The 7197-nt window shown below is 51.8% G+C and carries 7 protein-coding genes; 1 reads left to right on the top strand and 6 read right to left on the bottom strand.

The features are described 5' to 3' along the window. Window positions 1-1266 (top strand): PepSY-associated TM helix domain-containing protein (locus tag VK958_RS10750; RefSeq protein ID WP_325241182.1); only part of this gene is annotated, 1266 nt, incomplete at its 5' end. Here VK958_RS10750 and VK958_RS10745 read toward each other — a convergent pair. The 6 genes from VK958_RS10745 to VK958_RS10720 form a co-directional block, all read right to left on the bottom strand. Further along, window positions 1263-2855: a sulfite reductase subunit alpha gene (locus tag VK958_RS10745; protein WP_325241181.1), complete on the bottom strand. Its 1593-nt coding sequence runs from the start codon at window positions 2853-2855 to the stop codon at window positions 1263-1265. The genes VK958_RS10750 and VK958_RS10745 overlap by 4 nt on opposite strands. After that, window positions 2852-3862 (bottom strand): FAD:protein FMN transferase, encoded by a 1011-nt coding sequence (locus tag VK958_RS10740; protein WP_325241180.1) that lies wholly within the window; start codon window positions 3860-3862, stop codon window positions 2852-2854. Before VK958_RS10740 ends, VK958_RS10745 begins: the two co-directional genes overlap by 4 nt. Before the next feature lie 17 nt (window positions 3863-3879). After that, window positions 3880-4680 carry a DUF4198 domain-containing protein gene (locus tag VK958_RS10735; protein WP_325241179.1) on the bottom strand — a complete coding sequence of 267 codons (801 nt, stop codon included), beginning with the start codon at window positions 4678-4680 and terminating at the stop codon, window positions 3880-3882. A 28-nt stretch (window positions 4681-4708) separates the two neighbouring features. Next, window positions 4709-5239: a DUF2271 domain-containing protein gene (locus VK958_RS10730; protein WP_325241178.1), complete on the bottom strand. Its 531-nt coding sequence runs from the start codon at window positions 5237-5239 to the stop codon at window positions 4709-4711. Window positions 5240-5259: 20 nt separating this feature from the next. Continuing rightward, the gene (locus VK958_RS10725; RefSeq protein ID WP_325241177.1) at window positions 5260-5883 is read right to left on the bottom strand and encodes a PepSY-associated TM helix domain-containing protein; all 624 of its coding nucleotides are present in this window, start codon (window positions 5881-5883) and stop codon (window positions 5260-5262) included. 216 nt (window positions 5884-6099) lie between these two features. Then, window positions 6100-7197 carry an alpha-hydroxy acid oxidase gene (locus VK958_RS10720; protein ID WP_325241176.1) on the bottom strand — a complete coding sequence of 366 codons (1098 nt, stop codon included), beginning with the start codon at window positions 7195-7197 and terminating at the stop codon, window positions 6100-6102.

Here is a 7197-nt window from a genome sequence, read left to right as displayed (position 1 = left end):
TTAATCACCGGCCTCACTGGTGCAATTATCTCTTGGGATCACGAGCTGGATGAGTTACTGAATCCGGAATGGATGCATAGTGAGGCTGCGGGTCCGCATCAGTCTTCTTTGGTTCTCGCTAAACAGGTCGCTGAACGTTATCCGCAGGTACAGGTCAGTTCAATCCCATTAACGGTGGAGCAAGGGCATACGCTGTCACTCGGCGTGAGGCCTTTGCCAAATCCGCCCAATGGTCTGGAACGAGTGAAGTTCAACCAGGTGTTTGTTGACCCAGTCACCGGCGAGGAGTTAGGTAAACGTGAGTGGGGTGCAGTCTGGCCTGTAGACCATACCAATGTGATCTCTTTCCTGTATAAGCTGCATTACAGTTTGCATCTGCCTGAAATGTGGGGCATAGACCGCTGGGGTATCTGGTTGATGGGGGGCGTTGCCATTATTTGGCTGATTGATAGCTTCGTGGGTTTCTACCTGACATTGCCGAAATCCGGCAGAAGACCACAAACGCGTTTACATAAAGCGCAGGCTATTCACTCGGCAAACCAGGCTTCGTTCTGGCAGCGCTGGTGGCCGGCATGGAAAATGCGCTGGAACAGCAGTACGCATAAACGTTATTTTGATATGCATCGCGCATTTGGTTTATGGACGTGGGTACTATTGATTATCCTGGCATTCTCGGCGCTTGCCCTCAATCTGCGCCGCGAAGTGTTTATGCCAGTGATGCAATCTGCATTTACCTTAACGCCGGCGCCGTTTGATTTGCGCCCGCGTTTATCACCCGCACAGCAACAGCCACCCAAAGTCGATTTCGAACAGGTCTTGGCATTGGCAATCAACGATGCCAGAGCGCAAGGCTGGCAAGAGCCTGCCGGGCGTATTTCATATAGTGCGGCTTACCAGCTGTTTAATGTCGATTTTTACTACCCGGATGCTGATCATGGCGTCGCTGGTGCCGGCCATAAACGTTTGTATTACGACGGGCTAAATGGACACTACGTTAACAAACGCATTCCCTGGGAAGGCACGGCGGGAGATGTGATTGTGCAGGCGCAATTCCCGTTACATTCAGGTCGGATTTTAGGCATACCAGGGCGCATCCTGATTTCTTTCATGGGCCTGGTAGTCGCCATGCTTTCGGTGACCGGTGTGTATTTATGGCTGAAAAAGCGCAAGGCACGCAAAGTGTCTGAGGGTATTGTACAAAATGGCAAACCGAAAAATGACACACCTGAAGTACGGTCACCCAACAAGCTGGGAATGCCTGTTTAATACACGTCGCGACGGTAGCGCCCGGATGCTGCCAGGTTCGTGACTGTATGTTCGCCCAGAGTTTCCAGTAACTGGCTATGCACGGCAGGCGCCATACCACTGGCACTGCCGCACACGTAAATGGCTGCACCATCGCTCACCCAATTTCTAATCTCTTCTGCCAACGATCTGACGACATCCTGGACATAGGTTTTTTTAGCCTGGTCTCTGGAAAATGCAGTGGCCAACTTCGTTAGCGAACCTTGCGCAAGCCATGACTGTAATTCATCTTTGAAGTAAAAGTCATGTTCTGCATTACGTTCGCCAAAAATCAGCATGTTTTGCAGATGACCGCTGGCAATACGGGCTTTCAGGTGCGCCCTTAAACCTGCAATCCCGGTGCCATTGCCAATCAGGATCAACGGGATATTTTGCGCTGGCGGGTGGAATGCACTGTTCTCCCGGATACGTAACCCTACCTCACCGCCCACAGCCGCATGCTGCGTCAACCAGCCGGAACCTATGCCCGGCCTGCCGTCTGCATAGTGTGTTTGCCGGATGAGTAATTCGAGATGCAGATCCTGTGGGATAGAGGCAATGGAATATTCGCGATGTGGCAGGTTTTTCAGCGCGCGCAGAATACTTTCGGCATCCAGGCCAGATAATGCTTTCCAGCTGGCTTCGTCATGAGGCAATAGTTTTTCCAGCAAGGCATATGCGAATGTGGTGTCGCCAGAATGTACCGGTAAGGTGCCATCCAGTGCCAGCCGTTTTAAAAACTGGGCCACAGCTTGTGGCGAGTTACGCGGACCTATTTCTGCAATGTCACCCGCTTGCCAGTGCATGTCTTGTTGTTGTGCGGCAAGTTTTAGATGAAAGACCGGCGCGCCTGCGCTGCCCTGATTCAACTGTGAACGTGCAACAAGAGTCCATGGCTGGTAAACAGGGGTTTCCCAATCCGGCATTTCTGTATTGTGCGCCAGCAGGCCAAGCTGGTATTGCCAGTGCCTGAGGGCGCCATCATCCAGGTGGTCTACTTCAATCAAATCAAATAATGGTAAGGCATGTGTGCGTTGTAACCAGGCATCCAATGTATGGCCGAACCCGCAAAAAAACGTGTAGCTAGAATCGCCTAAAGCCAGCAGGCCATATTGAAGATGGGATAGATCGATATTGCCCAGCATGAGGGTTTGCTGGAAATTAGCCGCATTGTCCGGTGCGTCACCTTCGCCCGTTGTGCTGACAATAAACAGCACACGATGGAAGTCTCGCAAGGTGGCAGCATCCACTGCTGAGAGCGCCAATGTTTCCACTAGCAACGAAGAGGTTTTGAGCGATTCGGCCGTTTTCCTTGCAATCAATTCAGCATTGCCGGTTTGGCTGGCATAAGCCACCAATAGGCTATTGCTGTTGCGCATGCTTGTGTCAGCCTGGTCTGCCTGCCGATTGTGTGCATTCTTTTTCTTATGCTGCCAGATAATCCAGCCGCAGAAAGCCAGGTAAATAAAAATAACGCCCAGCGCTTGTGCGGTATATGCCCGCTCCAAGTCAGACGCATAACATAGTACGGGGTTAAACACGGCGCATAGCGCCAATGGCCAATATTTCATTCCAGCATTGCCGTCAATTCAGGGGAAAGGTGCTCTTTAAAGCCGTCGGATGTTTGCTCTATCAATAGCGTGGCAATGTGATTTTTTTGTGCGTAATCCAGCGCGGCCTGTCTGCCCATGACAGTGAAGGCGGTGGCTAATGCATCAGCCTTCATACATTGCGCATGAATGACTGTGACGGATGCCAGCGCGTTGACACTGCGGTCAATCGGGTAACCGGTGCGGGGGTCTATGGTGTGCGCATAATGTTGATTGTCATACTCGAAATAGCGTCGGTAGTCACCGGACGTTGCAACAGCCACGCCACATAAAGCGGCAATCGATTCGTTGCCAGCCGATGCAATGCCTGGGGGTAATTCAAGTGCTACCCACCACGGCTGGCCATCCGGCTTGATACCTGCGCCATATAATTCGCCACCGACTTCTATCAGGTAGTTATCTATCCCAGCGCGTTGCAAAGCTTGCGATACCCTGTCTACGCCATAGCCTTTGGCAATCCCTGAAAAATCTATATAGGCATTGCCAGGTTGCCGCAACTGTCTGCCATACGTATCCAGTTGCAGGCGCTGCCAGCCACAGCTGGCTTTTAATCTGCAGATTTCATCTGGCTTTGGCGGAGCGCTACGCTCACCCTGTGGACCAAATCCCCATAAGTTAACCAGCTGGCCTATGGTGGGATCAAATGCGCCATTGGTATCAGCCGCTATTTTCAGCGCGCAATCAATCACAGTAAAGAAAGGGTCAGGGAGCGGGTGCCAGGTATCGGCTTCTGCCTGGTTGAACAGGCTGATGTTTGAATCCTGCTGCCAGGTACTCATCTGTCTGACAACCAGATCCAGCTCATCCTGTATCAAGGCGCGCACAGCAGCCTGTGAATCCTGCTGCGAGTGAATATAACGGACAGTCCAGGTAGTACCCATGGTCTGTCCGCTTAGTGTGAACTGCTCCCCGACCGGTAATGCTTGAGGCAATGTTTCTAAATGCTGGGGGATCAGGACACGTTGCATTACTTGGTGGACATTAATTATTGCGGCAATACTTCCAGCGTCAACACGTAAGACAGCGTGCGCTCTTTCGCCAGTTTGTTTGTGACACGGTTATCCTTGAAGTCAGCATCCAGCCAGTACATGCCGGCCTGGTCAAACGATACTTTGATCTTGCCGTTTTTATCTGTCTTGAAGTTTTTCTCTTCAGGATTATTCCTGTACTGGGTTTGCCCGCGCACGATCGCCACTTCTACATCGGCAGTCGGTTTACCATCTACCAGGAATGTCAGTTCTACCGGTTCACCAGAAACCAAATCGTTAGGGTGAGTACCCACTACTAATTCAAGACCTTTATTGCTTGGCTTGATTGGGGTAGGTTTGCCTACGGTGATATAGTTTTCCAGGCGGCTTTCAGTCTCTGAGACTAGCAGGTCTTTGGCATCGGCTGGGACTTCTTTGGCCAATGCTTCAGCCGTGCCCATAAAGCGTTTCGGTTTGTTTTCGCTATCTTTCCAGTTTGCACGGAACCCTGAACGGACCAGTTCCACACGGTAAGTACCTTTTTTATCGAATTTGGCATCAAACACCGTGCGCAATTCGCCTTTCAAGGTATTCACCGGTGTGACCAGGCTGCCATCCGGTGCAATAATGGCAAGCCCGTCAATCGCCAGTGGACGGTGGTTGATTTGAAAGGGTTCATTGGAAACGGCCGCATCAAACGTCACGAATTGGGACGCAGACAGCACGGTGCTGGATGGCAGAATCCAAAACCCGTGTGCCTGAGCGGTAGAGGCTGTCATGCCCAATGCCAAAGAAACCAAAGCAACAATTCTTTTCATCTGTGTATTCCTCAGGATTATTCTTAAATCAGGGTTTCAGATCGACAATGATGTCACCCAGCTCATGCTGACCAGCCGCTTTGGCTTGTTCAGCTTTTTGCACCGGCCAGTTGAAAGGCACACGGATAATTTCGCGGCCGCCTTTTTCGCGCGCAGCTTCCACGGCAATATTGTATTGGCCAGCAGGCAATGTGCCCAAAGGCTCTTTGCCTTCGGTAAAGCTTAATGATTGTTCGCCAACCGGGCGGGTAGCGCCGGATACGCCATCAATCGGCAACGGTTGCTCGCGGCCGCTTTTACGCCACCATTGACGCAAATCCTTCAGCCATTTATTGCCTTCATCACCATTGGCAGCCTTCTTCTGGCTGTACCAGGCGGCCAGGTTTTTTTGCACGCTCTGGTCCGGTTTTTCGATCCACACCGCTACGTAGGGGCGATGATATTCCGCAGTATTGATTTGAGGAATTGTCACTTTGATATTGATTTCTCCAGCGGTTGACTGGTTGGCAAACAAACCAGCAATCAGCGTGGGGATAAGCGCAGGAACCCATTTACGCATTGACGAACTCTCCTAATAAATTAATGGATAAATAAAATAACCAGCACCAGTGGGATCACGACGCCCAGGCCAACCAGGGGCCATGTAGATGGCCGGTTGCCGGCGTGCATGCTCAACATGAACAAGCCTGTGATGGAGAATACCAGTGCAGCCACCGAAAAAATATCCAGGAACCAGCTCCAGGCAACGCCTGTGTTCCGGCCTTTGTGCAGATCGTTGAAGTAAGAAACCCAGCCCCGGTCTGTGAGCTCGTAATTGACTTCGCCGCTAGTGCGGTCTATGACTAACCAGGCATCTCCGCCTGGCCTGGGTAGTGATACATACACTTCAGCATCTGACCATTCGCCGGCTTGATTGGCTAACTCGACACCAATCGCATTACCTACCCAGTCGGCAGTAGCCTTCGGCAACGCAGCCTTGTCATCGGCCGGGTCGGTTTGAAGTTGCTTTAGCAAAGGCGCCGGGAGTGTGGCTGTTTTGTTAGAAACCGCAGGTAAGGACTCAATGTGGCTGGCGTTGTTGAGTGTGATGCCGGTGAATGCAAATAGCAACATGCCAACCAGGCAGGCAGCCGAGCTGATCCAGTGCCAACGGTAAAGATGTTTAAGCCAGAATGCCCGGTTAGAATTTAGTTGTATTTGCATGTCTGGCTAGTATGTAAGGTGTCATTCTCAGCGAGAATTTTTACTGAATATTCTGTACGCTTGAGCGGAAATGAGAACTAGTCTCATTATATCAGAGGCTACTGTACGCTAACCAGCCAGTAACGTGTTGCATTGTATCTATTTGTATCTTATCTATTTGTATCTTATCTATTTGTATCGATGGTGTGAGCATTGAAGTTATGCCGGATTGTATGGTTAACGAATTTCATTCGCCAGAACGCCGGCGTGAATAGTCTCCCAGGTCTGGCAACCCGTTAATGCCATGGCAATTTCAAGCTCTTCACGTAACAGGCGGATCAAATGTGCTACCCCTAGTGCGCCTGCCGTAGCCAGCGCATGAATATAGGGTCGGCCTATCATCACCGCGGTGGCGCCGAGTGCGCGTGCCTTGAGAATATCGGTTCCTCGCCGGATACCCCCATCCACGATCACGGGTATTTTGCTATGCGTGGCAGAAACGACGCCTGCCAGTGCTGAAAGTGTGGAGGGTGCTGTATCCAGTACGCGCCCGCCATGGTTAGAGACAATAATGCCGGCAACACCGACATTGACCGCTTTGACAGCATCCTCAGGATGCATGATGCCCTTTAGCAAAATCGGCAGTTTGGTCTGTTTGGTCAGCCATTCAATATCAGCCCAAGCTGGCGCTACACTCATAAAGCCATCAAATACCACACTGGCATTTGCTTCCAGTGCCGGAAGGGTAATAGGCGCGACATTCGTTTGCGCAATGCCTGGCGGCACAGTGAAACCTGCGCGCTGTTCACGATTGCGTGCACCTGAGACAGGGGCATCCACTGTCAGGACTAGGGCGCGATAGCCTGCCGATTCGGCACGCTTCGCAAGTGCAAGCGTCGCTTCGCGGCTCGCCTGCCAGTAAAGCTGAAACCACAAAGGACCTTGCGCTTGACTGGCGATGTCTTCGAGCGGAATAGATGCTTGGGTAGAAACCGTAGCCAAACCGCCCATGACACCCGCTGCCAGGGTTGCTGCCGACTCTCCCTCAGTATGGAATAAGCGTTGCGTAGCCACAGGTGCCAGGATAATAGGATGCGCCAATTCTTCACCGAACAGTGTGCAGCGCGTGTGGCCGCCAGCCACCGCCGTCAAAGCGCGTGGCCATAATGTCAACCCATGCCAGGCAGTGAGATTCGCATTCAGGGTGAGCTCATCCGCAGCACCGCCTTGCAGGTAGGCCCAGGTTGGCCCTGACATATGCTCGCGTGCATGCCGTTCATAGTCCGCAGCACAAACAATATCCTGGGGGATGGCAGTTAACGCTGGCGTCACCAT

The sequence above is a fragment of the Methylophilus sp. genome (genome assembly GCF_035460085.1).
Taxonomy (GTDB): domain Bacteria; phylum Pseudomonadota; class Gammaproteobacteria; order Burkholderiales; family Methylophilaceae; genus Methylophilus.
This window is presented reverse-complemented; position numbering and strand designations above follow the sequence as displayed.

Coding starts and splice junctions, on each gene's coding strand:
- VK958_RS10745 (WP_325241181.1), bottom strand. CDS start 2,855: ATGAAATATTGGCCATTGGCGCTATGCGCCGTGTTTAACCCCGTACTA.
- VK958_RS10740 (WP_325241180.1), bottom strand. CDS start 3,862: ATGCAACGTGTCCTGATCCCCCAGCATTTAGAAACATTGCCTCAAGCA.
- VK958_RS10735 (WP_325241179.1), bottom strand. CDS start 4,680: ATGAAAAGAATTGTTGCTTTGGTTTCTTTGGCATTGGGCATGACAGCC.
- VK958_RS10730 (WP_325241178.1), bottom strand. CDS start 5,239: ATGCGTAAATGGGTTCCTGCGCTTATCCCCACGCTGATTGCTGGTTTG.
- VK958_RS10725 (WP_325241177.1), bottom strand. CDS start 5,883: ATGCAAATACAACTAAATTCTAACCGGGCATTCTGGCTTAAACATCTT.
- VK958_RS10720 (WP_325241176.1), bottom strand. CDS start 7,197: ATGGTGACGCCAGCGTTAACTGCCATCCCCCAGGATATTGTTTGTGCT.